Origin of the sequence: Amycolatopsis roodepoortensis (assembly GCF_024628825.1) — a bacterium.
Taxonomy (GTDB): domain Bacteria; phylum Actinomycetota; class Actinomycetes; order Mycobacteriales; family Pseudonocardiaceae; genus Amycolatopsis; species Amycolatopsis roodepoortensis.
Window position 1 is genome coordinate 7355483 of record NZ_CP102415.1, and the last position, 22928, is coordinate 7378410.

The window sequence follows — 22928 nt, forward strand, 5'->3', positions numbered from 1 at the left end:
CACGTGTTGACGAACTCCTCAGCCTGCGGGCAGCGCCTTCAGTTCGGTCGCCATGTCCAAACCGCCCAGCCACTGCTGGGAAAACCGCGTGAGCGTCCCATCCGCGATCATCTCGTCGATCACCTTGTCGACAGCCTGCTTCAGGGCCGCGGAATCCTTCCGGAAGGACATCCCGTTGACCTCGCTTTCGAGCAGAGGGCCGACCGGCTGGACGTTCAGACCGTTCTTGCCCGCCAGGTAGACACCCTGGAAGCGGGAGACCAGCATGGCGTCGGCGTTGCCGCGGGACAGGTCCGTGAGGCCGAGCGTGGCGTTGTCGTAGGTCTTCACGCGTACGTCCTGGATCTTCTCCGTGGCGTACTTGTGCTGGGTGGTTCCCGCCGACACCGCGACCGCTTTCCCCGTCAGGTCGGCAAGTGAACTGATCGAAGTGTTCCCGGCGGCGACGAAGATCGAGATGCCGTTGACCGCGTAGGGACGCGAGAAGTCGACTTGCTGTTTGCGTTCGGCGGTGATGGTCTGCCCGGAGATGACCATGTCGAACCGGTCGGCCTTCACACCCTCGATGAAGGTCTGAAAGCTGGCTTGCACGAACTCGACGCCACTGGCGCCTAGTCGCCGAGCCAAGTCGTGCGCCACGTCGACGTCGTACCCCGCCGGGGCACCCGATCCGTCGACGAAGTTCCATGGTGGATTCGCCTGTGTGTGTGCGACCCGGATCTTGCCACCGCTTCGCAGCTTTTGGAGTACGTCGCCAGACGCAGTACTTGAACACGCCGCCGCGGAGCCGACCGAAGCGATGATGGCGGCGGACAGGAACGTCCTTCGGGATAGGTGGATTGGTGACTTTCGCATAGCGTCTCCCTCACGAACGAGGGCCTGCGGCGCTGCCGCACGGCGTGCCGTCCGGCAGCGTCCGGAGATGCCGCCGAGCGTCAAGCGCGGCCCTGTGGTGGTGCACTTACGCGTCACTCGAGTGAGTGGGACTGTATGCCCCCATAGGGTATAGGTCAACACGGCATGGGTAAGCGCACGGCTAAGTAACCTCCTCGCAACAAGCCAAGCTACCGAAGGAAACCCGATCGATCACTGGGCAACGAAGTGTCTTAGTAGGACTTTCGGAAGCTGATTTATGCTGCTGCCGGGGGGAATCGTGGTAAGCCCTGCGCTGAGGAACGGCTGTCGTGTCCGGTTGCGACACAAGGGTGGCTACTATCCAAGTTCGTAACTCGACTGAGACCGTGTGGTCGGCAGCGAAGGCTGTGACGGCCCTTGTTCGCCGCGTCACGGACGGTGGCAGCTCCGGTCTCCGCTGTCGGCTATTCGGTCTCGGTGTGGTAACCGCCGTAACGGCGGGTAGTGGGCCGCCGACCACTGAGGGCGACGGTCTAGCGGTCGCCAGAGGTCACTCGAGACCGGGCAGGGAGCGGGGTGTGAACCGTGAATGGAGACCCATGGGGCGAAGGCGTCGACGCGACGACATACGCGCAGGGCAGGCTTCCCAGTAGGACCTACGCGTCGGCCAGCTTCCCGATCTTGCGGCCGAACTCCGCAGACAACGGCCAACCCGCCCGGTTCGTGTACAAGGTGTTCGATCCCGAGGCGGAGACAACCGCGGAACTTGCTGGAGAGCAGTGGCTGGTCTCCGAGTCTCCGGCCGGCCGGTACCAAGTCAAGCTGCTGATCGCGCGGGAAGCGGGCAACGTCCGTGAGCTCTGGGTGCAGCGGGTACCGGCCAAAGGTCAGGGAAAGGTGGAGACGAGGCTGAACCTGAGGCAGCCGGAAGCGGGACGGCTGGTGGAGTTGCTACGCACCCTTGAGTGCATTCCGGTCGACGGCGAGCAGACCGTACGGGTTGATGACTCCCTGGTGCGGGAGCTGTTCGCCAATCCGGAGTCGTTGGCGAGAGTCTATCGTGAAGACCCGTCGCGGCTGCGGCAGTTGATCTCCGACGATGAGTCGGCACGCGATGTGATCGCATTGACGCATCGCCGCGGTCAGCTGCAGAAGTTCCGGCGCCTGCTGAGTGATGACGCTTATTTCGACGCCGAGGTCGAGCAGACACCCGGGAGGCGGCGGGAGGCGGTGTGGCAAAGGTTCTTCGAGGACAACCCGTGGATACTCGGAGTGCCGCTCACCAGCCAGTTGCTCACGTCATGGAGTGACCAGAAGCTGGAACAGGTCGTCGCCGGCGCATCGGTCGTCAGCGTGGGCAAGCGGGCCGACGCGCTGCTCCGTACGTCCGGCCGGATCAAGTCGATGGTGTTCGCCGAGATCAAGACCCATCGCACCGCATTGTTGGCCGCCAGCGAGTACAGGTCGGGGTGCTGGCCGCCCTCCGACGAGCTGGCCGGTGGAGTGGCACAGGTGCAGGGCACGGTGCATCGAGCGGTGAATGAGATCGGTGAACGCCTCCAAGACGTCGCGCCCGATGGCTCGGACGTGCCAGGTGGGTTCACCTACATGCTCAAACCCCGGGCTTTCCTGGTCATCGGCAGCCTTGACCAACTTCTTGGACAAGACGGCGGGCATCATCGCGACCGCATCCGCTCCTTCGAGCTGTATCGGCGACAGCTCCACGAACCCGAAGTCGTGACCTTTGACGAGCTCCTCGCCCGTGCGGAATGGCACGTCACCATGGCTGAAGATGACGACGCAAGCCAAGGTGTTTTGAGTTGAAAAGCGACGGTCGGCCGGTCTGGTAGTCAGCTGCGTTTGAGGCAGTGGTTTCAGCCGTAACGCATGCTGATGGTGATCCCGCGACCTTCGGCAGTTCCAGGACCGATACCGGATCTGCGGCCGGGGGATCATTCGTGACCGTGCGATCGCAGCATGGCGCTGAATTCCTCTTCGGATACGGAAGCTTCGGTGACAGTATGAGAGCACGCGAAGCAAGTGCCGATCTCGGAGCCGTACTCGAGCACATGCGAGATGACCAGGGCTTCGTGGCCGCACATCGGGCACAGGCCAATCCCGGCGCTGTCGTGGCGCTCTTTCGGGTCGAACGGCAGCGCGTCCGAAGCTTGGTCTGCACGTCGGGCAAGCTCCTCATCTCCGATGAGCTCGATGTAAGTCGCAACGCGGTCGTACTCGACTGCGGCCGCGGTGGCCTCGGCTAGCTCGACTTGGTCGATGCGGGCATCACTGAGAACGCTGAGGGCGTCGTGGAAGTCCAGCTCCTGCAAGGCACGTACCACGTCGAGCGGGACGGTTGTGGCCCCGCCGGCTTTGCCGTGGCGCACACTCTGCGTGTCGGTCACAGCTTGCTCTAGCACCGCAAGGTCTACCTCTATCGGCGTCGGGCGGTCATCGGGTGGGAAGGGCATCGCGGGCAGGGTGGTAACAATCCACCGGTTCGAACCGATCTTGTCTCGGATCAACGTCAGGAGCTGGCTCGCTGGCTTCGTGAACCCACGTGCGTTGGCGGTCTCGCCGGGCCACTCTGCCTCCACGATTGCCAGCAACCCATTCGTCAACGCAGTGTCGAACAACGAAGCTGCGCCCGGAACGGCACCATCGTCCAGCGCCACGGTGTGCACCGCGTAGCGCTGCCGGCGGTGGTCGGCCAGACTGGTCAGCTCGTCCTCGGCCATAGCGACTCGCCACCCTGTGTCTGGTGCTGGTATCTGAGGTGGAAAGTTAGCAGGTTGGCTTCACCGTTTGGGATGGCCGCTGCCTGGTGGGCGCCATTGCTGGGTGCGGGTGAGCTGCAGATGCTCTGGCTCACGGACGTCGATCCAATGGCGACCTCGCAATCGTCGGTGGTGGGGTAGCGGGAACCCAGCACCGCGTCCCCGCTACCCGATGTGACAACAGACGATAGTTGGCGCCAGCGAGTTGATGGGCCTTGGATTCTGTCGCAGAGAACAGGCGGTAGCTGTCACTCGATACCGATCTTTCTTGTCACCAAACGTGGGTTGCTGGCGTTAGTTGTCGCCGACTCGATCGCGGTTTGGCAGGCGGCGGTCGGCGAGGCTGCCTGACAGGAAGGTTTCGAACCTGATCAGTTCTGGGAAGCGGGTGCGGAGGTCGGCGAGGTTGGCCTGGTAGCCGCTGTCGGCGAACCATTCGAACATGCGCTCCTCGATGGGTTGTGGGTCGAGGCGGGTGCGGATTCCGGTGATCCGTTGGTAGATCCCGGCGACTTGCTCGAAGGACAGCTCGTCGCCGGCGATCTCCAGCCGTTCGCCGAGGTAGTCGTTGGGGTGGGCGAAGGCATGGGCGGCGATGCGGCCGATGTCGTCCGAGGCGATCATCTGCATCGGGCGGTCAGGGAGCACTGGCAGTCGCAGGACGCGTTCGCCGTCGGCGTCGGCGTAGTGGAGCAGGTTGTCCATGAAGAACACCGGGCGCAGGATGGTCGCGGGCAGCCCCAGCTTCTCGATGTGTCGTTCGACCTCGGCCTTGCTCTCGAAGTGGTCGATACCGGTCTCGCGTTCGGCGCCTCCCACGGAGCTGTAGACCAAGTGTTTCACGCCGGTCTCCTTGGCCATGTCGGCCACGGTCTTGCCCTGTCGGACCTCGGCGGCGAGGGTGTTCGGTTCGTAGGCGAGCGCCTGGACGCTGAAGACGCCGTACACGCCACGCATTGCCGTGCGCAGTGAGTCCGCGTCCTCCAGGTTTCCCGGGACGAGGACGGCACCTTGGTCCCGGAGCCGGCGCGCGGCCGGCTTGGCGGGATCCCGGACGAACGCGTGCACCTGCCAACCTTGACCGAGCAGGTGTCGCGCGGTGGCGCCGCCCTGGTGGCCGGTCGCGCCGGTGACAAGAACGATCTTCCCGTTGCTCATGGTTCCCTTCCAGCTTCAATCGGAGTGATTCGCTCCGATTGAAACTATAACGGAGCGAACCACTCCGCAATTGGGTTAGGCTGTGGCCATGAGCACGTCACGTCAGCGGCGCGCCCCGCGGCAGGCGGAGGCCGAGCGCAACGACCGGGTGCTGCTCGAAGCCGCGCGGGAGGTACTAGCCTCCGACGGAGCACACGCCACCGTCGCCGCGATCGCCGCCCGTGCGAGGGTCGGCATCGGCAGCCTCTACCGCAGGTACCCAACCAAGGAACAACTCTTCCAGCAGTTGAGCGTGCTGGCCGTGGAGCAGTGGGCCGAGGCGCTCGACCGGGGGTTGGCCCACGACGACCCATGGGCCGGGCTGGCGGAGTTCGTTTCCGCGTGCGTGGAGTTCGGGCAGGGCTCGCTCGGGCCCATCGCCGGCACCATCGAGATCACCGAGCGGATGCGAGCCATCTCCCGCAAGGCCGACCAGAGCCTGGACGCGCTGGTCGCCCGCGCACACGAGTCCGGGGCGCTCCGCCCTGAAGTCACCGCCGTTGACCTCACGCTCCTGGTCGAGCAACTAGGCAGATCACCACTGATTGATCAACTTCGCCGACAAGGCCGCGACGATCTGCTCCCCGCGGCCACCGACGCACGCAAACGGATCATCGCGATCGCCCTGAACGGTCTCCGCGCAGACCACGCCGAGCCCCTGCCCGGCAAGCCGCCGGCCAAGGAGCTCCTCTCCGAACGCTGGACCCACGCTGATACACCCAAGCGATCGAACGAGCTGCGGTAGCCGGCTCCCCGTTGTCATAACCCGCACGAACACGGTCTCGTCGTCCCGCGCGAGCATCGCCAACCCGATCGACAAGCCAGCTGCACCTCCGACGCTCTTGGTGTCAATCAGCGCCGGCAAGTGACAACTATCGCCTGTCGTCACACCCAACCCGGGTTCGTCAGTTGGTCCGCCCTTCCGAACCCGGATCCGAACATGTGTTCTACTGTCGTGCTAGGTTCGTGGTCAAGCGCGCGTGACGTGCAGGTCAAGGAGGTGGGCGGGCTGGGCTGGCTGGTGCGGGAGCGTGTCACCGGGCGTGAGTGGCGCGTCGAGACAAGTGACATGGCGTGGGAAGCTGGAGGCTACGACCTCGGGCGTTTCGAAGTCCACGTCATCGGTGAACGGGTGGTAGGCGCTCCGGACGGTTACCCAGACCCGACGTCTTCCGAGAGCTGCAGTCTCCCGGCAAGGTGACGACCACGTTCTCGTGGGGCCAAACCCGACCATTGCTACTTGCGAGCGGACGGCACTACCTGACCTGACCTGATCTTTGCGGTCATACTGGTGGGTTTGTTCTGTCTGGTTGTCGTCATGCCCTGGTGATCGTAGGCCGGGCTTCAGCGCGCCGATTCGGCGAGTTTTCGTTCTGGAGCGTCGGCGTGTGGACGTTGGTTGTGCGATGTCGTCGTTTGGGCCCTGTGGGGTGTTTCGCGCGGACGATGTGGTTCGGCTTCGACTGGAGTGGTGTGCGGGAGTGTGCCTTCGTGGCGCCATTTTCGGAGGATGCGGCGTCCGTAGTTGTGAGTTCCGGCTATGCGGTCCAGATCGGCGCCGGTCGGTGTTCGGCCCAGGGAGTGCTCGCGCTGGTAATGGGCCCACATCAGTTGTTCGGCAGTGGGCTTGGCTAGGTGTTCTCTCTGAGCTGGTGCCGTCGGCAGGGGGCTGACCGGCGCCGACGTGAGGGTATCGGTGATCTCAGTCTTCGCTTGAAAGCAGTCCCCAGGGGAGGACATCGGATCGATGAGTTTGCTGCGGTGGCGTTTGAGGGCGCGGTTGAGAAGTTCGACGGCTAGTAGCAGGGCGAGCGGTGGGCAGGCGGCGACGGCGACACCGAAGCTGCTCGTCACCGGAGCCGAAGCGATGTTCGCACAGAGGGACAGTGAGATGCCGAAGACGAACGCGGACCACGCAGCTCGTCGATTGGAGCCTTCAGGACTGGGTTTCCAGAGTTCGACAGTCGCGGTGGTGAGAAGGCCGTCGACGATGAGTGGCCAGATGGAGGCGGTCGTCGTGTCGGCGCCGAAGCGGAGCGCGAACTGGCGTCCATGAATGTAGGAGGCGTATGCGGCGCCGAGGGCGACCAGTGCGGTGCAGCCGCATTGGATCCAAAGGGAGAGATCCCGGCGAGGCGTGCTCATGCGGGGCCTCCGGAACGGCGGCGGCCGAGCCGTGGAACATCGACGGTGGCGGAAAGTCGCAGCTCAGGGGCTAGATCAGCCTGGGTGGAAGCTGCTCGTACCTCGTCGGGGGTACGTACAGCTTCCACCCAAAAAGTCTCGACCGATTCGGTCGGGACTTTTTGGCGTTTCGGTGGAAGTCACCGCTTCGGTGATCCTTTCTGCTGTTACAGCTGTTTCCGGTACCTGATCGACCGGCAGTTCGATGGTGATGCTCACGTGGTCACCCACGCCATGCACCTCGACGGTGAGCTGGGTGATCTCGAAGAGGCTGCGGAGCGGGGCCTGAGGTGCCTTGGCCAAGTCGAGCTGGAGATGCGGAAGCGCTTCGAGACAGTTCAGGCACCGTCTTGCGCTTGTCGCGGAACCGAGTCCTGCCGCCGGGCCACTTCGGCCAGTTGGCGTTATCGCCCGGCTCGACGCTCTTGGGCGGCGCTGCCGTCCACTGTGGCCAGGTCGGCTTCGAGTAGTTCGTCCCGCGGTCGGTGTCCGGGTGCGGTTCAGTACCTGCCGTGCCCCCGGGCTACTCGGCGACGACGGTGAACTGGGCGGTGCGGACCACGTCCTCGTGTTTGAAGTCCAGGAACAGCCGGTAGGTTCCCGGGCCGGGAACGTGGGCCTGGAAGGCGATCTCCGGGCCCGGCCGCGTTTCGCCGTCGCCGGGGGCACCGTCCGGGTGGACGTGGACGTATGCGAGGTCTCCCAGCCGCAGCGTGACAAGGTGCCCGTAGGCGCCGAGGTAGGGCTGCAGATCCGTGACCGGTTCACCGTCGCGGTGCACCGCGAGCACCAGCTGGCTGGTTTCCTCGGGCCGCACTTCGCCCTTGATGCCGACCTCGTAGCCGTCGATCTCGAACACGTCGGCCGGCTGGGGCACCGGGCGCGGCTCGTAGGCACCCGCCACGGCCAGGTCCGCGCCGAGTGTGAGTCCCTTTTCCGCCCCGTCCGGCCAGAAGTCCGCGAACACCCGGTACTCGCCCGCCTCCGGCAAGTGCAGCCGGACCGTCCAAACACCGTCGCCCAGCTCGGCGGGGTGCAGGTGCCAGAACCCGGTGAGGTCCCGGCGGGCGACGATCAGATGGATCTTCTTCTCGTGGGTCTCGGCGAAGGCGGTCAGCGGAGCGCCGTCCTTCCCGAGAATCCGGAATCGGTAGTCGACCTCCTCCCCGGCCGTCAGCCGCAGTGTTTCCGGAACGAGGACGTAGCCGTCCTTGGCGATCTGCAACCCCTCGGCGACGGCTCCCGCACCGCCGTGTCCGTGGTGGCCGTGTGCGTGGTGAGTGTGGTGCGTTCCCGTGTTCATCGCTGTCCCCTTCCATATACCCCTAGGGGGTGTCTTGCCTGATGTCAGGAACAGTGCCACCGACGCGGCCGGAGATCAATGTGTTCTAGCCCTCACTACCCCCTGGGGGTATAGAGGCCGAGCGTCGATCATCTCTTGACTCATACGCCGTGCCTGTATATAAAAGTGCGATCAGATACCCGTGGGGGGTATCTAGGGGAGCTGTCTGGAAGGAGGCGGACATGGGATTGTTCGCGATTCGCGACTACCGGCGGCTGTTCGGCGCGCAGATCATCGCATTGTTCGGTACTGGCTTGGCCACCGTCGCGCTGGGGCTGCTCGCGTACGGGCTCGCGGGTCCGCGTGCCGGTGCGGTTCTCGCTACCGCGCTGACGATCAAGATGGTCGCCTACGTCGTCGTCGCACCGCTCGCGGCCGCCTACGTCGATCGGCTGCCCAGACGCTTGTTCCTCACGATCCTCGACGCGGTGCGCGCGCTGGTGGTGATCGCGCTGCCGTTCGTCACCGAGGTGTGGCACATCTATGTCCTCATCGGGGTGCTCCAGACCGCGTCAGCGGCCTTCACCCCGACTTTTCAGGCGGTCATCCCCGACATCGTGACCAAGGAGGCCGACTACACCCGCGCCCTGTCGGCATCACAGGTGGCCTCCACCATGGAGAGCCTGTTGAGCCCCGTGCTCGCGGCTGTGGCGCTGACCTTCATGTCGTTCAACCTGCTGTTCCTCGGCACCTCCGTCGGGTTCGCGGTGTCCGCGCTGCTGGTCCTGTCCACGCGCATCCCCAACGCGCGCCCCAGCTCGCACACGAACGCCTGGGATCGGGCCATGGCCGGGATCCGCACGTTCGCGGCCACCCCGAGTCTGCGCGGCGTCATGGCACTGAACCTCGTGGTCGCCGCGGCCGGCTCCATCGTGGTCGTCAACACCGTGAACTACGTCCGCGACGTGCTCGACGGAACCCAATCCGACGTAGCCTGGATGCTGGCCGCGTCCGGTACGGGGACGCTGCTGGTCGCCGTCGTCCTCCCGCGTGTCCTGGACCGGGTGGCGGACCGGTCCGTGATGCTCACCGGTGCCGCGGTGCTGGTGCTCGCGGCAGGCGCGGCGGTGACGATGTCCGCGGCGGGCGTCGCCGCGACGCTTCCGACCGGGGTGATCTGGGTGGCGATCGGCGGCGGGATGGCGCTGATCATCACGCCGACCGGCCGGGTGCTTCGCCGGACGGTCGATCCCGCCGGCATTCCCGAGGTCTTCGCCGCCCAGTTCTCGCTGTCCCATCTGGCCTGGCTGGTCACCTATCCCATCGCCGGCTGGGTCGCCACGAACGCGGGCTTCACGACCACCTGGACCGTGCTGGCGGGCCTCGCGGCGATCGGAGCGGTCACCGCACTGGCGGTCTGGCGGCGCGAGGTGAAGGCCGAGAGCGGGGAACGTACGGCGGTGCCGGTCCAGCCAGACGCCACGAAGGCCGAGTCCCGAGGTCGCGCCGCGACGGCTGTCGCTTCCGGCGGGACCGAAATGGCCACGCGGCAAGCCGCGAAGGTCGCGGTGGGCACGCTCGCGGCGGGCCAGTGCGCCTGCGTCCGCACTGTCTGAGGCTGCCGTCCCGGTAGCGCGGATTGTGGGGTAAGCAAAAAGGTGGCCTGGGTGATTTGAGTGAGGGGTGTGTGGAAACAGGGGAGGCGAGCGCCCCATTTCCACGCACCCCCTTCGCTTCAGAACGTTCTGTGAACGTCGCCCCACGGGCCCCGTTCGTGGTCAATGCGGGCCGCTCGTCGGTACCGCAATCTCTTGCTGGACAGTGGGTTCGCCGACGTCACGATCGACGTGCGGAGCGATCTTCGCCGACGGACCGATGCTGCCGATGCTGACCCGGTTCGCCGACCCGGCCCGTCCTGTCGGCGCTCTCGATCGCGGCCGAGCCGACACCTGGATCGCCGGCCGAACTCGACGGGCCGAGGCCGGACGCCTGTTCGTGGCCAGTCCGCTGTTCCTTGCCGCGGCAACGCGTCCTTGACGGACAGGAGTTCGTTCCGTGGGACGAAGTGAACCGCTGCGGGCCGCGATCTGCCAGAACTCCTCGATCCGGCAGTTCGTCATGGCCTGAGAACCCGTGCGACCGAGGCATTGTCCACCGTCGGTGCGCAATCAGCGAAGTCAATCCTCGTTGTGGGGCAAAGTCGACAGCTACTTTAATACCCTAGGGGGGTAATGTATCGTGGTGACGTGACGGCGATCGGATCGCCGCGGAACGAAGTTGTCGAACCGAAGGGTGAGAGCTGATGGACACCACCGTGTACACGGTCAAGGGAATGACCTGCTCGGGCTGCATGACCAAGGTGACGACGGCGGTGAACGGTGTCACCGGGGTCAGCGAGGTGGACGCGGACATCGCGACCGGCGAGGTGACCGTCGTGAGCGAGGGGCCGGTCGACGCGGAACTGGTGCGATCCGCGGTCGAAGAGGCGGGCTACGAGGTGGTCGGCTGAAGGCGATGGCCGAGAACGAAGGTGAACCGGCTGTCGTCGTCAAGGTCGTGAACAATGGGCCGTATCAGGTGAAAGGGCCCATTCGGCTGGTCGACCACGATGGCGGGGAATACGAACCGGCCGGACGCACCCAGCTGCTGTGTCGGTGCGGGCATTCGGCGAAGAAACCGTTCTGTGACGGCGCCCATGTCCGGACCGGGTTCACGGCGACCAGGGCGGAATGAGAAGCGGGCGGGTGACGTGATGTCACCCGCCCGCTCGCTGTGTCGAAGGGGTCAGGAGCGCACCAGGCGTGCGATCGCTTCGGAGGCTTCGCGGATCTTCCTGTCCGCCTCGGCGCCGCCTTTCGCGGCGGCTTCGACGACGCAGCCTGCCATGTGCCGCTCGAGGAGTTCCAGGGAGAACGACTGCAGGGCGCGGGTGGCCGCGGATACCTGGGTGAGGATGTCGATGCAGTACTTGTCTTCCTCGACCATCTTCTGCAGGCCCCGGATCTGCCCCTCGACGCGTCGCAGGCGTTTGAGCTGGCTCGCCTTGTCGTCGCCGTGATCGACCACGCTCACTCCTCGAGTCGGGATTCCGCGTACGCCCCAATCATGCCCGGCCGGGAGCCGCACTCGCAGGCGGGTTTCGGGGCTTCGTAGCGGTGGATGTGGTCAAGACGGGGTGGCATACGTCACGGGGGTATGTTAGTTGCCCTACCCCCCTAGGGTATGTAAAGTCGGTTCCAGGAGGACGAGAGATGCACGGATACACGCAAGGCAAGGACGAATACGTGACCCGGCTGCGGCGGATCGAGGGTCAGATCCGGGGCCTGCAGAAGATGGTCGAAGAGGACAAGTACTGCATCGACATCCTGACGCAGGTGTCCGCGGCCACGAAGGCGTTGCAGTCGGTGTCGCTGGGGTTGATGGACGAACACCTCAGGCACTGCGTTTCCGACGCCATCGCCAAGGGTGGCACCGAGGCCGACGAAAAGATCCAGGAGGCGAGCGACGTCATCGCCCGCCTGGTTCGTTCCTGAGACCACGTACCGAAATCGGAGGAGAACCACGATGAGCGAGACCACCTACACCGTCACCGGCATGACCTGCGACCACTGCGTCCGTTCCGTCACCGAAGAGGTCGGCAAGATCAACGGTGTCACCGGCGTCCGGGTGGATCTGCCCACCGGCGCGGTGACCGTGACCAGCTCGCAGGAACCCGAGGTCGCGGATGTCCGTGCGGCCGTCGAAGAAGCCGGATACGAGCTGACCGCCTGATCCGCGGCCCGGCTCCCGATCGCGGGGGATCGCCCCCGCACTAAGGACTTCACGATGAACACAGTTGCGAAGCTCTCCGCCTACGGTGTGGCGCTCGCCCTGGTCGCCGGTGGCGCCTGGGGCGCAGGCACCGCTGTCGGTCCTTTCGCCGGCGCTGCCGGCCTGCCCGGTGGCGAGGACACCGGGCATGGGGACGCTCACAGCGGCACCGTCGCGGAGGCGGCGCCGACCGACGAGCCCGGCGGGCTCGCGTCGTCCAGGGGCGGCTACACCCTCACGCCCACCACCACGACGCTCACCGCGGGCACGACCCAACCCTTCTCCTTCACGATTCTCGGCCCTGGCGGCACGCCGGTCACCGCTTACGACGTCGAGCACGAGAAGCGGATGCACCTGATCGTCGTCCGCCGTGACACCGCCGGTTTCCAGCACGTGCATCCCGAACTCGCGCCCGACGGCGTGTGGAGTGTCCCGCTGGCCCTGCCTCAGGCGGGCAGCTACCGCGTTTTCGCCGATTTCAAGCCGGCGGGCGGTTCGGCCACGACACTCGGTGCCGACGTCGCGGTGGCCGGCGATTTCACCCCCGCCGAATATCAGCCGTCGCGCGTCGCGGACGTCGATGGCTACCAGGTCCGCCTGGACGGCGACCTGGCACCGGGCAAGTCGTCGAAGGTGACCTTGACGGTGACCAAGGACGGCCGTGAGGTGACCGATCTGCAGCCGTACCTGGGCGCTTACGGGCACCTGGTGGCGCTGCGCGGTGGCGACCTCGCGTATCTGCACGTCCACCCGGACGGCGAACCCGGAGATGGCCGCACGAAGCCCGGCCCGACGGTGACCTTCTTCGCCGAAGTCCCCTCGGCGGGGACGTACCGGCTGTTCCTCGACTTCCAGCACCAAGGCAAGGTCCGCACCGCGGAGTTCACCGTCGCCACCGCCGGCACACCTGCTTCGGCGCCCCAGAACCAGACCCCACCCCCGGCGGCCGACGACGGCCACGGCGGACACGGCTGACCGCGAGCCGGAAAGGAGTGACCACGATGACTTCCGATCTGGACCAGGCCACCACGGCCGAGGTCGAACTCGCGATCACCGGGATGACCTGCGCGTCGTGCGCGATGCGCATCGAGAAGAAGCTGAACAAGCTGGACGGCGTCACCGCCACGGTCAATTACGCCACGGAGAAGGCGAAGGTCACCTACAGCGGGGACATCGAACCCCAGCGGCTGATCGAGCAGGTGGAGGCGGCCGGATACGCGGCCGCCCTGCCCGCTCCGCCGAAGCAGGAGCAGGCGGACGGGCCCGCCGAGGAGGCCGATCCGATCGCGCCGTTGCGGCAGCGGCTGATCGGTTCGGCGGTGCTGTCGGTGCCGGTGATCCTGCTGGCGATGGTGCCCGCGTTCCAGTTCACCTACTGGCAATGGATTTCGCTGACGCTGGCCGCGCCGGTGCTGGTGTGGGCGGCGTGGCCGTTCCACAAGGCGGCGTGGGCGAACCTGCGCCACGGCGCCGCCACCATGGACACGCTGATCTCGATGGGCACGCTGGCGGCGTTCCTGTGGTCGCTGTACGCCTTGCTGTTCGGCAGCGCGGGAACGCCGGGGATGACGCACGCCTTCGAGCTGACCGTGGAGCGGATGGCCGGTGACGGCAACATCTACCTCGAGGTCGCCGCCGGGGTGACGACGTTCATCCTCGCCGGACGGTACTTCGAGGCGCGGTCCAAGCGCCGGGCCGGTGCCGCCCTGCGGGCGCTGCTGGAGCTGGGTGCGAAGGACGTCGCCGTCCTCCGGAACGGCAAGGAAGAACGCGTCCCGGTCGATCGGCTGACTGTCGGCGACCTGTTCATCGTGCGGCCGGGGGAGAAGATCGCCACCGACGGCGTCATCACCGAAGGCAGTTCCGCCGTCGACGCGAGCATGCTGACCGGGGAGAGCGTCCCGGTCGAGGTCGGGCCCGGTGACGCCGTGGTCGGCGCGACGGTCAACGCGGGCGGCAGGCTCGTCGTCCGTGCGACCCGGGTCGGCGCGGACACGCAGCTGGCGCAGATGGCGAAGCTCGTCGAAGACGCACAGACCGGCAAGGCGCAGGTCCAGCGGCTGGCCGACCGGGTGTCGGGCGTGTTCGTGCCGATCGTGATCGCGCTCGCCGTCGGCACCTTGATGTTCTGGCTCGGAGCCGGTGGTTCGGTCGCGGCGGCGTTCACCGCGGCGGTCGCCGTGCTGATCATCGCCTGCCCGTGCGCCCTCGGCCTGGCCACCCCGACCGCGTTGCTGGTCGGCACCGGACGGGGCGCGCAGCTCGGTATCCTGATCAAGGGACCGGAAGTGCTGGAGTCCACCCGGTCGGTCGACACGGTCGTCCTCGACAAGACGGGCACGGTCACCACCGGACGGATGGCGCTCGTCGAGGTCCACGTCGCCGACGGCGTCGATGCCGGCGAGGCGTTGAGGCTCGCGGGTGCGCTGGAGAACGCTTCCGAACACCCGATCGCGCAGGCCATCGTGGCAGGCGCGCGGGATCGGGTCGGCGAACTCCCAGCCGTCGATGACTTCACGAACGTCGAGGGCCTTGGTGTGCAAGGGATCGTCGACGGCAAGGCGGTGCTGGCCGGACGCAGCGCGCTGCTGGAGGAATGGGCGCACCATCTGCCGGAGGCTCTCGCCGAGGCGAAGGCCGCCGAAGAGAAGGCGGGCCGGACCGCGATCGTCGTCGGCTGGGACGGGAAGGCCCGCGCGGTCCTCGTCGTCGCCGACACGGTCAAGCCGACTTCCGCCGAGGCCATCACCCAGCTGCGGGCGCTCGGGCTCACGCCGGTCCTGCTGACCGGGGACAACGAGGCCGTGGCCCGTGCGGTGGCGGCGGAGGTGGGGATCACCGAGGTGATCGCGGAGGTCCTGCCCAAGGACAAGGTCGACGTCGTCAAGCGGCTCCAGGGCGAGGGCAAGGTGGTCGCGATGGTCGGTGACGGCGTCAACGACGCGGCCGCGCTGGCACAGGCCGACCTCGGACTGGCCATGGGCACCGGGACGGACGTCGCCATCGAGGCGTCGGACCTCACCCTCGTCCGCGGCGACCTGCGGGCGGCGGTGGACGCGATCCGGCTCTCGCGGCGGACCCTGCGCACCATCAAGGGCAACCTGTTCTGGGCCTTCGCCTACAACGTCGCGGCATTGCCACTGGCCGCGGCGGGGCTGCTCAACCCGATGATCGCCGGCGCCGCGATGGCGTTCAGCTCGGTCTTCGTGGTGACGAACAGCCTGCGGCTCAAGGGATTCCGTCGCACGGCGAGCTGACGCTCGTTCGATTCGAGGCGCTCGCACGGCACTTTCGGGGCCGCGCGAGCGCCTCTTTGTCGTGCGGCGCTGATCCTCTTGTCCTCAGTGGACGGTCCTGGCCATGCCGCTCGGCCGAGGGGACGAGGCTGCTACGGCAAAGGCCACCCCTCGTGCGGAAGCACAAGGGGGCCAGAATCGAGGGAGAACGCGTAGCGCGATACGTGGATATTTCAGTGGTGGTAGGCGTGCGCCACCGCGTGCCCGGAGCCGCGGCCGCGCACGTCTCGCGCACCATCTCCGAGGTGTCATGAAAGGGTCGTTCAGGACGAAAAATGTCCTGAACGACCCGGCGCTCGAAGGAAGAACACCGGGCATCTGTACTCGACGGGCGGCCTGGACGATGCCGGAGAGGGGGAACCGGAAACATCCCGCACGCTCGTCGGTCCGCCAAGGCAACCACAGCGACCAGTCGCGCGTGCTCCGGAAGACCGCTTCCCGTGTTCCAAGGGGTATTCCATGCGTAAGGCCGTACTAAGCGCCGTACTCGGTGCGTCGCTCGCGTTCGCCGTCACCACCGCCCTCCCCGCCACCTCGGCGGCCACACCCTCGGCCGCGTCTTGTACCTGGGTCGCCTCCGACCTGCCGGTCCCCGCCGGAGCCAGCGGTGGCTCGGTGGCCGTCGCCGGGCCGAACGGGTACCTGGCAGGGGTGGTGTGGAAGGAGAACAAGCGGGTGAATGTGCTGTGGCACCACCGCGAGGTCGCCGAAATGCCGCCGCCGCCGAACGGTGCGGTGGTCCAGTTCTCCGCCATCAGCGGCCGCGGCGAGATCGTGGGATACCAGTCCTCGGCCGGCGCCGGCACGGGGTTCCGTTACCACGACGGCGTTTACGAGACCCTGCCGAGCCCGCCCGGGGTGCGGGCCACGGCCACCGCCATCAACGAGTCCGGTGACATCGTGGGGTACGTCGGCGATGGACGAGTGCCCTACCAGGTCATCCTCTGGCCGGCGAATGCTCCCGGCAGCTACCGGATCATCGCCGACGGCCGAGCTGTCGGCATCGACGACGCGGGCCGGGTGGTGACCGAGCCAGGGCTGGTGTGGTCGCCCGACGGCTCCAGCCGGAAACTGGCCGGGTACGGCGATCTCGTCATCCAGCGATACCAGGGCGAGCGGATCGTCGGCTTGTCATGGGCCCATGGTGAGCAGCTCATCGAGTGGGACGTGAACACCGGTGCCGTCCTTGGCAAGACGCCGGGGACCACCGCGATGGGCATCAACGCGAACGGCCTGCTCGCGGCGTGGTATTTCAACGACGGCGGCTCGCACACACTCGGCATCTGGCGGAATCGGGCCTTCCTCGGCGACTTCGCCCCCGCCAGCAGGATCTCCGCAGTCACCGACGACGACCAGCTCGCCGGTTCGCACGGCCCGGCGTCCCCATGGGTGCCCGCTACGTGGAGCTGCGTTTCCGCGCCATGACCGGCGTTTCGGATCGCCTCGGTCCGAGGTGCCCGACGCGCCGGTGAGGTGACAGTCCTGGCGACGGCGACGGTCGTTCACGCCGAGATCGGGGAAGATCCGTGGCCGACGCACTCCATTGCCCTCCGGCTGACGACCGTAGGCTCGATCACGGCTTCTCGCCGTCATCGGAGCCTGGACGCCATCGGAGGTAGGGCGACGCGCTCCGTCGCTTGTGGACACGGACGGGAATGGCGACGCCGCGCGACCCGGTCGTCCGCGGCGCTTGGGCGCGAAGCGTCCGGTAGGCCGCCAGGACGGCGGCGAGGCGCTCGGGATCCGGGAACCGGCCATCGGGGTGCAGCCTGCGAACGAGACGGCGATACGCCGTCGCGATATCGGCCGAGGTCGCGTCGCGAGCCACCCCGAGCACCGTGTACGGATCGGCCGTCATGATCCATCACCTGCCCCTGAATCCCTGTCAGTGCCAGGGTTCCCGGTCCGCGAGCGCGGGAACACCACGTCGCTGGTCGGCCACGTCGGCGGGATCGGCCTCCGGTATCCGGTTCGCGTCGAACGCCGTGGCCATTTCCTCGTCGAAGTGTTCGCCGGGCTCACCGTCCACCGCGTGGGCGAGCCGGTGCTGGTCGGCCAAGTCCGCCACGGGCTTTTCGTCGTCGAGCATCGCGGTACTCCTGCGCTGAGGGGGCGCGGCCCGCACCGCGGAAGGGCGGGCCGCTCCGCGTCGAGTGGAACTCGGGAACGGTCAGGGCTTGATCTGCTTGGCCTTTTCGCCACTGGTGACGGCGATCTTGCGTGGCTTGGCCTGTTCGGCGATCGGGATGCGCAGGGTAAGCACCCCGACGTCGTAATCCGCGCTGATGTCGTCGGTCGTCAGCGTGTCTCCCAGGAACAGTTGACGGCTGAACACCCCGCGAGGCCTCTCGGCCACCTGGACCTCGGCGTCCCCGCCCGGTTCGAGGGTGCGTTCGGCCTTGACCGTCAGTACGTTGCGTTCCACGTCGATTTCGATCGAATCCGGCGAGACGCCGGGCAGGTCGAACGCCACCACGTATTCGTTGCCGGACCGGTAGGCGTCCATCGGCATCATCACTTGGCGGGAAGCGGTGCCGTTGGCGCCCAGGAACTGCTGGGTGAGCCTGTCCAGCTCACGGAACGGATCGGTTCGCATCAACATCACAATTGCCTCCTTCCTCGTATCGCCACTTCTTCGTGGCGAAAGCGTGTGCCTTCGTTCTTTTCAACGGCGGCTCGCCGCTTCGTGTTCCTGTCCGGCCGCCGTGGTGTCCGGCGAGGAATCGCCGAAGGAGCTGAAGCGGAAACGAATCCGGCCGGCTCCGTCCGCGATGCGGTCGGCCATCGGTTCGATGATCCCGGCCGTGCCCGGCTCGTCGAGGCGGGCCAGCAGGCGGGCGAGTTCGTCGGGTGCCTCGACCGGTTCGACGGGTGTCTGGATCAGTGTGCGATGCAGGATGCCGACGTCCCAGCCGCTGGTGTTGCCGCTGCCCGCGGGGACCGCGACGGTGGCGTCGAACAGCCAGCGCGGGGATTTGCCGGGAATGGACGGGGTGGCGTGCGCGGTCAGCCCGATGACCTGGTCGGCACGGAGAAGACCATCGCTGAGAGTGCGTATCCAGACTTTGTTCAACCCCATGAATGCTCCATCGGTTCGTGAGCGGAGTCCGTGTCAGTCGCGGGTGAGATCGTCCAGGTGGTGTCTGCGGGCGGCGACGGCGACCATCGCGACGATGCCCGTGACCACGGTGCTGAAAACGATCACAGCTGTCATGCTTTCCGTCCTTGTGGAGAGGCGTGGTTCGTTAGCACTCTCGACCCCCGAGTGCTAATTCTCTCATAGCACGTCGCGCGCGGGGCCGCAAGTATGCGGGCTTGACATCCTCGGCAAGGCGGGTTACATAGTTTTTCAGAGATGACTTGACCTGGCTTCGGTCCCTACGACGTTCCGGGGGGTGATCGACATGCGGCACGGTATCCGCCGTACAGCGGTGAACGAAGCGTTCGCCGAGCTGGTGTACGCGGACCGGGTGTGGCTGCGCACCGAGTTCGAGTCGATCATCGCGGCCTCTTTCGCCGATGTCTCACGCATTCCCCCTCGGCGTTCGCGGGGCGTAGCTCCGTCCGAGCGATCACGGGCCGCTCGGATCGCACGGCCGGCGCGTTCACCGACAGCGCGTCCGTGTCCGGCGATCCACGTTGGTGAGCGCTGGATGCGGCAGCGTTCACCTCCGGTACCCGGTTCGTGAGTCCGGCACGGCTGCGTGAAAGGCAGGTGATGTCATCGAGCGCGACTTTCAGGACTGTGACACTCCAGCGGCCCCGCCGCGCGCTGCGGCGGGGCCATTACAAGCCGGATGGGTTCCACCAGTGGTAGACCGCGTGGCACTGGCCGTCGGCCGCCTGGAAGAAGTCCATCCCGCCGGGGCCGGGGTGGTGCTGGGCAGACCGCGGTAGGGGTTGAGGCCGCCGGTGCCGGTGTACCCGAAGTACGGCCGCTCGGCCCCGGTTCTGCCGTGGCGTGCAGCGCGCCGAGGGGATCGGGCCGGTGCCGCATCTGGCGATGCCGGTCGAATACCGTGCTCTGTTGCTGGACGAGCTCGCCGTCGTGGTGTGGGCGGCGCGTTCCACAATGGACCGTCGACGGCGACGGGGGCCGCCCGCCGGATCGGCTCGTGTTCGATCTCGCCCCCGCGCCGGGCACCTCGATCGTGCGCTGCTGCCGCGTCGCCGAACGACCGCGCACGCCCTGCCGCGCGTGTCCGGACGGCGGTGTCGTCCACTGTGGCCAGGTCGGTTTCCAGAATGGACGTGCGGTCAGGTCCGAAGATGCGGGTCGGCGAAGAACCGTCCGACGGCGTCCAGCAGCTCGTCTTCACGATCCGGGATGACACTGATCGACCTGGTTGTTTGAAGATCACACTGGCGAATTTCATTGAGTTCGGTCGCCACACGTCGGGTCGAAATCCTTGGTCAGGTCCGCTCAGTGGCCCCGCCGAAGAGTGTCGCCACCAGTTTCCGGGCGTATTCGGGGCCGAGTTCGCCCGGTCGGAACAGGATGCGGTACATCATCGGCGCGACCGCGCGGTCGAGCACCGTCTCCACGTCCGGCGCCTGTTCGCCCCGTTCGGCGGCCCTTGCGAGGATCACTTCGATCTGCTCGGCCGCGTATGCCGAGCACTGGCCGGCGTTGGTGCCGTCCGGGTCACCGAGCAGGGCGTCGCGGATGTAGGCGCGTCCCGGCGGCGAGGACATTTCGTCGAGGAACTGTTCGGCCCAGGCCTCCAGGTCCGCGACGAGCGCGCCTCGGTCCTCCGGTGGTGCCTCCGGCCTCAGGCGGGCCACGGCGACGTCGGAAAGCAGCTCGCGGAGATCGCCCCACCGGCGGTAGATCGTCGAGGGCGTGACCCCTGCCCTGGCGGCGATCTGAGGCACGGACAACGCGTCGCGCCCGGCCTCGGCCTCGAGCTCACGCACGGCCGCGTGGACCGATTCCTGGACCCTGGCGCTGCGACCTCCGGGACGCACCATCGACCTGCGGCTCATGCCGTCCAGCTTAAGCCGTCGAGCACGTGCTCAGGTCTTCCGCCAACTGGGCTGACCGTTCGTAGGCCCGGCCGGCGCGCAGCAGCACGTCCTCCGCGTACGGACGGCCCATGAGCTGAAGGCCGATGGGCATCCGGGCGCTATCGCGGCCGGCAGGCACCGTCAGCGAAGGCAGTCCGGTGATGTTGGCGGGAGCCGACAGTCGTACGTAGGCGTCGGCCACGCTTTCCGTGCCGCCGTCCGGCCAAGTCACGCTTTGCTGCCCGATGGGTACCGCGGTCACCGGCACGGCCGGTGCGGCGATCATGTCGACGGACTCCATCAGGCGCAGCCATTCCCGCCGCATCAGGGTTTGCGCCCGCTGGGCACGCAGGTAGTCGCCGGCGGACACGAGTTCTCCCGCCTCGAGAAGTATCCGCACGTCGGGTCCGTACAGCTCCGGCGTCGTGCGCAGCGTCCGTTCGTGGTAGGCGGTGGCCTCCGGGACCATCAGTCCCCACTGGGTCGCCTGGATGTAGCGCGCCATGGGGATCTCGACCTCGACCAGCTGGGCTCCGAGTGACTCCAGCCGGGTTATCGCCGCGCGCACGGTGGACTCGACCTCGGGGTCGACGCGGTCGAAATAGTGGTTGCGTGGAACACCGATGCGCAGACCGGCGATCTCAGTGTCCACTGTGTACGGTCTGCCGCCCGTCAGCGCGGACAGCACGAGCCCCGCGTCCGTCACCGTGCGGGTGAGCGGGCCGACGTGGTCCAGCGACCACGACAGCGAGACCACACCGTCGCGCGGCACCAGGCCGAACGTCGGTTTGAGCCCGACCACGCCGTTCAGCGCCGCGGGTGTCCGAATCGAGCCACCCGTGTCGGTGCCCAGTGCGAACGTCGCCGTGCCCGACGCGACCGCGACGGCCGATCCGCCGCTGGACCCGCCCGCGACGCGGCCGGGATCCCAGGCGTTGACCGTCTGCGGCGTGACGAGGCCGTAGGCGAACTCGTGGGTGTGGGTCTTGCCGACGACCACCGCGCCCGCCGCCGCGAGCCGGGCCGCGACCGCGCTGTCGGCGGTGGCACGGTGCCCGGCCCGCACGCGCGAACTGCCCGTGGTCGGCAGCCCCGCGACGTCGATGAGATCTTTCAGCGCCATCGGGATCCCATGAAGGGGGCCGTGCAGGATCCCGGCGGCGATCTCCTGTTCGGCGCGGCGCGCCGACTCGCGCGCGGAGTCCGCGGTCACGGTGACGTAGGCGCCGAGGCGAGGGTCGGCCCGCGCCAGGCGTTCCAGCACCGAATCGACGAGTTCGACCGGCGACAGCTCCAGTCTCCGTATCGCGTGCGCGGCGGCGTCGAGGGTCAGCTCATACGGCTCCATCGTGGTCTTCCCTTCGGTATGGCGCGGTGTCCTCGAAGTCCAGCTCGCGCAGGACCGAGATGACGGAATGGATGTGGTTGGCGGTGGTGGCCACGTCGGCGTGCCGGTCGGCGGGCAGGGGTAGCCCCGCGCGGGCGGCCAAGCTCGCCGCGTCGGAAGGGTCGAGTTCGGGCATGTCAACTCCAAAAGCCAAATATTTGCTTTAAGCGACAGTAGGGCATACAGTCAGCTAAAGCAAATATGTTGCTTTTAGATGGAGGAGAGATGGGCGGATCCTGCTGGACCGTGGGGGACTTCACCGTGCGGCGCGTGGACGAGGTGGTGCTGCCGCCGGCGACCGGCCCCTGGCTGCTGCCCACCGCGACGCCCGAGGTCGTGGCCGGGTACGGGTGGCTACGCCCCGATTTCGCCGACGACGACGGCACGCTGCGCTTGGCCACCCACAGCTTCGCGATCTCGGCGGGCGGCCTGAAGATCCTGGTGGACACCGGGATCGGGAACGGGAAGCGCCGAGCCAACCCCGCTTGGCACGACCTGCGGACCGGCTACCTCGACGAGCTCACCGCCGCGGGGTTTTCGCCGGAGTCGGTCGATTTGGTGGTGCTGACCCATCTGCACGCCGACCACGTGGGCTGGAACACGCGGCTGGAGGCGGATGACTGGGTGCCGACCTTCCCCAACGCCCGGTACCTCACCTCCCGCGTGGAACGGGAGTTCTGGGCTGGCTACGACATGGACGAGCCCCGGCGGCAGATGTTCCGGGACTCCGTGCATCCCGTCGAGGACGCGGGGCTGCTGGACCTGATCGACGTGCCCGCCGACGGGGTGGACGTGGCCCCCGGCGTGCGGCTCGTGCCGACGCCCGGTCATACGCCTGGGCACGTTGCGGTCCGGCTCGCCAGCGGTGGCGAAACCGCTTTGATCACCGGCGACAGCCTCCACCATCCGGTCCAGATCCCCCGGCCGGACATCGGCAGCTGCGTGGACATCGATCCCGTCCGCGCCGAGGCCACCCGGCGTTCACTGCTCGCCTCACTCGCCGACACCGGCACCCTGGTGCTCGGCACCCATTTCCCGCCGCCGACAGCAGGTCAGGTCGTCTCGGCAGAGACCGCTCTCGCCTGGAACGCACGAGCGGATGTCTCTCCTGAGCGACGATGAGCGCTGTGGCG

Annotated in this window: 25 protein-coding genes; 11 read left to right on the forward strand and 14 right to left on the reverse strand. The window is 67.2% G+C overall.

Annotated features, from left to right (window positions below; translation table 11 throughout):
- Window positions 1–18: 18 nt before the first annotated feature.
- The gene (locus NQK81_RS35395; RefSeq protein ID WP_257484948.1) at window positions 19–855 is read right to left on the reverse strand and encodes a transporter substrate-binding domain-containing protein; all 837 of its coding nucleotides are present in this window, start codon (window positions 853–855) and stop codon (window positions 19–21) included.
- A 585-nt stretch (window positions 856–1440) separates the two neighbouring features.
- Between NQK81_RS35395 and NQK81_RS35400 the strand changes: the two genes are divergently transcribed.
- A complete protein-coding gene (locus NQK81_RS35400) occupies window positions 1441–2679 on the forward strand; it encodes a Shedu immune nuclease family protein (RefSeq protein ID WP_257484949.1) in 1239 nt (412 codons plus the stop codon).
- Between the two features lie 128 nt (window positions 2680–2807).
- On the opposite strand, the gene NQK81_RS35405 is transcribed toward NQK81_RS35400, so the two are convergent.
- Complete coding sequence (locus NQK81_RS35405; protein ID WP_257484950.1) at window positions 2808–3593, reverse strand: hypothetical protein; 786 nt, start codon at window positions 3591–3593, stop codon at window positions 2808–2810.
- A gap of 333 nt (window positions 3594–3926) precedes the next feature.
- The gene (locus NQK81_RS35410; RefSeq protein WP_257484951.1) at window positions 3927–4790 is read right to left on the reverse strand and encodes an NmrA/HSCARG family protein; all 864 of its coding nucleotides are present in this window, start codon (window positions 4788–4790) and stop codon (window positions 3927–3929) included.
- An 88-nt stretch (window positions 4791–4878) separates the two neighbouring features.
- Here NQK81_RS35410 and NQK81_RS35415 point away from each other — a divergent pair, with 88 nt between their 5' ends.
- The gene (locus NQK81_RS35415) at window positions 4879–5574 is read left to right on the forward strand and encodes a TetR/AcrR family transcriptional regulator (RefSeq protein ID WP_257484952.1); all 696 of its coding nucleotides are present in this window, start codon (window positions 4879–4881) and stop codon (window positions 5572–5574) included.
- 599 nt (window positions 5575–6173) lie between these two features.
- On the opposite strand, the gene NQK81_RS35420 is transcribed toward NQK81_RS35415, so the two are convergent.
- Window positions 6174–6974 carry a DUF2637 domain-containing protein gene (locus NQK81_RS35420; RefSeq protein ID WP_257484953.1) on the reverse strand — a complete coding sequence of 267 codons (801 nt, stop codon included), beginning with the start codon at window positions 6972–6974 and terminating at the stop codon, window positions 6174–6176.
- Window positions 6975–7536: 562 nt separating this feature from the next.
- Window positions 7537–8316, reverse strand: coding sequence for a DUF8832 domain-containing protein (locus tag NQK81_RS35425; RefSeq protein WP_257484954.1), 780 nt, complete (start codon window positions 8314–8316; stop codon window positions 7537–7539).
- Between the two features lie 221 nt (window positions 8317–8537).
- Here NQK81_RS35425 and NQK81_RS35430 point away from each other — a divergent pair, with 221 nt between their 5' ends.
- From NQK81_RS35430 to NQK81_RS35440, 3 genes are all read left to right on the forward strand, one after another.
- Complete coding sequence (locus tag NQK81_RS35430; RefSeq protein ID WP_257484955.1) at window positions 8538–9911, forward strand: MFS transporter; 1374 nt, start codon at window positions 8538–8540, stop codon at window positions 9909–9911.
- A gap of 686 nt (window positions 9912–10597) precedes the next feature.
- Window positions 10598–10804 (forward strand): heavy-metal-associated domain-containing protein, encoded by a 207-nt coding sequence (locus NQK81_RS35435; protein WP_257484956.1) that lies wholly within the window; start codon window positions 10598–10600, stop codon window positions 10802–10804.
- Window positions 10805–10809: 5 nt separating this feature from the next.
- A complete protein-coding gene (locus NQK81_RS35440; RefSeq protein WP_257484957.1) occupies window positions 10810–11028 on the forward strand; it encodes a CDGSH iron-sulfur domain-containing protein in 219 nt (72 codons plus the stop codon).
- Window positions 11029–11079: 51 nt separating this feature from the next.
- On the opposite strand, the gene NQK81_RS35445 is transcribed toward NQK81_RS35440, so the two are convergent.
- A complete protein-coding gene (locus NQK81_RS35445) occupies window positions 11080–11361 on the reverse strand; it encodes a metal-sensitive transcriptional regulator (RefSeq protein ID WP_257484958.1) in 282 nt (93 codons plus the stop codon).
- Between the two features lie 185 nt (window positions 11362–11546).
- Between NQK81_RS35445 and NQK81_RS35450 the strand changes: the two genes are divergently transcribed.
- From NQK81_RS35450 to NQK81_RS35470, 5 genes are all read left to right on the forward strand, one after another.
- Entirely contained in the window at window positions 11547–11828 is a 282-nt protein-coding gene (locus tag NQK81_RS35450) for a metal-sensitive transcriptional regulator (RefSeq protein ID WP_257484959.1), read from the forward strand.
- Window positions 11829–11859: 31 nt separating this feature from the next.
- On the forward strand, window positions 11860–12066 hold the full coding sequence (locus NQK81_RS35455; RefSeq protein WP_257484960.1) for a heavy-metal-associated domain-containing protein: 207 nt from the start codon (window positions 11860–11862) through the stop codon (window positions 12064–12066).
- Window positions 12067–12120: 54 nt separating this feature from the next.
- On the forward strand, window positions 12121–13080 hold the full coding sequence (locus tag NQK81_RS35460) for a DUF8832 domain-containing protein (RefSeq protein ID WP_257484961.1): 960 nt from the start codon (window positions 12121–12123) through the stop codon (window positions 13078–13080).
- Window positions 13081–13106: 26 nt separating this feature from the next.
- Window positions 13107–15362 (forward strand): heavy metal translocating P-type ATPase, encoded by a 2256-nt coding sequence (locus tag NQK81_RS35465; RefSeq protein ID WP_257484962.1) that lies wholly within the window; start codon window positions 13107–13109, stop codon window positions 15360–15362.
- 498 nt (window positions 15363–15860) lie between these two features.
- Window positions 15861–16826: a hypothetical protein gene (locus NQK81_RS35470; RefSeq protein ID WP_257484963.1), complete on the forward strand. Its 966-nt coding sequence runs from the start codon at window positions 15861–15863 to the stop codon at window positions 16824–16826.
- A gap of 148 nt (window positions 16827–16974) precedes the next feature.
- Here the strand turns inward: NQK81_RS35470 and NQK81_RS35475 are convergent, their stop codons facing one another.
- The 8 genes from NQK81_RS35475 to NQK81_RS35515 form a co-directional block, all read right to left on the reverse strand.
- Window positions 16975–17259 carry a J domain-containing protein gene (locus NQK81_RS35475; RefSeq protein ID WP_257484964.1) on the reverse strand — a complete coding sequence of 95 codons (285 nt, stop codon included), beginning with the start codon at window positions 17257–17259 and terminating at the stop codon, window positions 16975–16977.
- 27 nt (window positions 17260–17286) lie between these two features.
- Window positions 17287–17490, reverse strand: a complete 204-nt coding sequence (locus tag NQK81_RS35480) for an Rv3202a family protein (RefSeq protein WP_257484965.1) — start codon at window positions 17488–17490, stop codon at window positions 17287–17289.
- An 81-nt stretch (window positions 17491–17571) separates the two neighbouring features.
- Window positions 17572–18003: an Hsp20/alpha crystallin family protein gene (locus NQK81_RS35485; protein WP_257484966.1), complete on the reverse strand. Its 432-nt coding sequence runs from the start codon at window positions 18001–18003 to the stop codon at window positions 17572–17574.
- A 63-nt stretch (window positions 18004–18066) separates the two neighbouring features.
- Window positions 18067–18480 (reverse strand): hypothetical protein, encoded by a 414-nt coding sequence (locus tag NQK81_RS35490; RefSeq protein ID WP_257484967.1) that lies wholly within the window; start codon window positions 18478–18480, stop codon window positions 18067–18069.
- A 1178-nt stretch (window positions 18481–19658) separates the two neighbouring features.
- Window positions 19659–19793, reverse strand: a complete 135-nt coding sequence (locus NQK81_RS35500; RefSeq protein WP_257489994.1) for a hypothetical protein — start codon at window positions 19791–19793, stop codon at window positions 19659–19661.
- Window positions 19794–19814: 21 nt separating this feature from the next.
- On the reverse strand, window positions 19815–20387 hold the full coding sequence (locus NQK81_RS35505; RefSeq protein WP_257484968.1) for a TetR/AcrR family transcriptional regulator: 573 nt from the start codon (window positions 20385–20387) through the stop codon (window positions 19815–19817).
- Window positions 20388–20397: 10 nt separating this feature from the next.
- Complete coding sequence (locus NQK81_RS35510) at window positions 20398–21756, reverse strand: amidase (protein ID WP_257484969.1); 1359 nt, start codon at window positions 21754–21756, stop codon at window positions 20398–20400.
- Window positions 21743–21931: a hypothetical protein gene (locus tag NQK81_RS35515; RefSeq protein ID WP_257484970.1), complete on the reverse strand. Its 189-nt coding sequence runs from the start codon at window positions 21929–21931 to the stop codon at window positions 21743–21745. The genes NQK81_RS35510 and NQK81_RS35515 overlap by 14 nt, the downstream gene beginning before the upstream one ends.
- A gap of 89 nt (window positions 21932–22020) precedes the next feature.
- On the opposite strand from NQK81_RS35515, the gene NQK81_RS35520 reads away from it, so the two are divergent.
- A complete protein-coding gene (locus NQK81_RS35520; protein WP_257484971.1) occupies window positions 22021–22917 on the forward strand; it encodes an MBL fold metallo-hydrolase in 897 nt (298 codons plus the stop codon).
- The last annotated feature ends 11 nt before the right edge of the window (window positions 22918–22928 follow it).

Coding starts and splice junctions, on each gene's coding strand:
- NQK81_RS35485 (WP_257484966.1), bottom strand. CDS start 18,003: ATGTTGATGCGAACCGATCCGTTCCGTGAGCTGGACAGGCTCACCCAG.
- NQK81_RS35410 (WP_257484951.1), bottom strand. CDS start 4,790: ATGAGCAACGGGAAGATCGTTCTTGTCACCGGCGCGACCGGCCACCAG.
- NQK81_RS35480 (WP_257484965.1), bottom strand. CDS start 17,490: ATGCTCGACGACGAAAAGCCCGTGGCGGACTTGGCCGACCAGCACCGG.
- NQK81_RS35450 (WP_257484959.1), top strand. CDS start 11,547: ATGCACGGATACACGCAAGGCAAGGACGAATACGTGACCCGGCTGCGG.
- NQK81_RS35490 (WP_257484967.1), bottom strand. CDS start 18,480: ATGGGGTTGAACAAAGTCTGGATACGCACTCTCAGCGATGGTCTTCTC.
- NQK81_RS35505 (WP_257484968.1), bottom strand. CDS start 20,387: ATGAGCCGCAGGTCGATGGTGCGTCCCGGAGGTCGCAGCGCCAGGGTC.
- NQK81_RS35420 (WP_257484953.1), bottom strand. CDS start 6,974: ATGAGCACGCCTCGCCGGGATCTCTCCCTTTGGATCCAATGCGGCTGC.
- NQK81_RS35515 (WP_257484970.1), bottom strand. CDS start 21,931: ATGCCCGAACTCGACCCTTCCGACGCGGCGAGCTTGGCCGCCCGCGCG.
- NQK81_RS35465 (WP_257484962.1), top strand. CDS start 13,107: ATGACTTCCGATCTGGACCAGGCCACCACGGCCGAGGTCGAACTCGCG.
- NQK81_RS35415 (WP_257484952.1), top strand. CDS start 4,879: ATGAGCACGTCACGTCAGCGGCGCGCCCCGCGGCAGGCGGAGGCCGAG.
- NQK81_RS35520 (WP_257484971.1), top strand. CDS start 22,021: ATGGGCGGATCCTGCTGGACCGTGGGGGACTTCACCGTGCGGCGCGTG.
- NQK81_RS35470 (WP_257484963.1), top strand. CDS start 15,861: ATGCGTAAGGCCGTACTAAGCGCCGTACTCGGTGCGTCGCTCGCGTTC.
- NQK81_RS35475 (WP_257484964.1), bottom strand. CDS start 17,259: ATGACGGCCGATCCGTACACGGTGCTCGGGGTGGCTCGCGACGCGACC.
- NQK81_RS35510 (WP_257484969.1), bottom strand. CDS start 21,756: ATGGAGCCGTATGAGCTGACCCTCGACGCCGCCGCGCACGCGATACGG.
- NQK81_RS35405 (WP_257484950.1), bottom strand. CDS start 3,593: ATGGCCGAGGACGAGCTGACCAGTCTGGCCGACCACCGCCGGCAGCGC.
- NQK81_RS35435 (WP_257484956.1), top strand. CDS start 10,598: ATGGACACCACCGTGTACACGGTCAAGGGAATGACCTGCTCGGGCTGC.
- NQK81_RS35440 (WP_257484957.1), top strand. CDS start 10,810: ATGGCCGAGAACGAAGGTGAACCGGCTGTCGTCGTCAAGGTCGTGAAC.
- NQK81_RS35395 (WP_257484948.1), bottom strand. CDS start 855: ATGCGAAAGTCACCAATCCACCTATCCCGAAGGACGTTCCTGTCCGCC.
- NQK81_RS35425 (WP_257484954.1), bottom strand. CDS start 8,316: ATGAACACGGGAACGCACCACACTCACCACGCACACGGCCACCACGGA.
- NQK81_RS35430 (WP_257484955.1), top strand. CDS start 8,538: ATGGGATTGTTCGCGATTCGCGACTACCGGCGGCTGTTCGGCGCGCAG.
- NQK81_RS35460 (WP_257484961.1), top strand. CDS start 12,121: ATGAACACAGTTGCGAAGCTCTCCGCCTACGGTGTGGCGCTCGCCCTG.
- NQK81_RS35455 (WP_257484960.1), top strand. CDS start 11,860: ATGAGCGAGACCACCTACACCGTCACCGGCATGACCTGCGACCACTGC.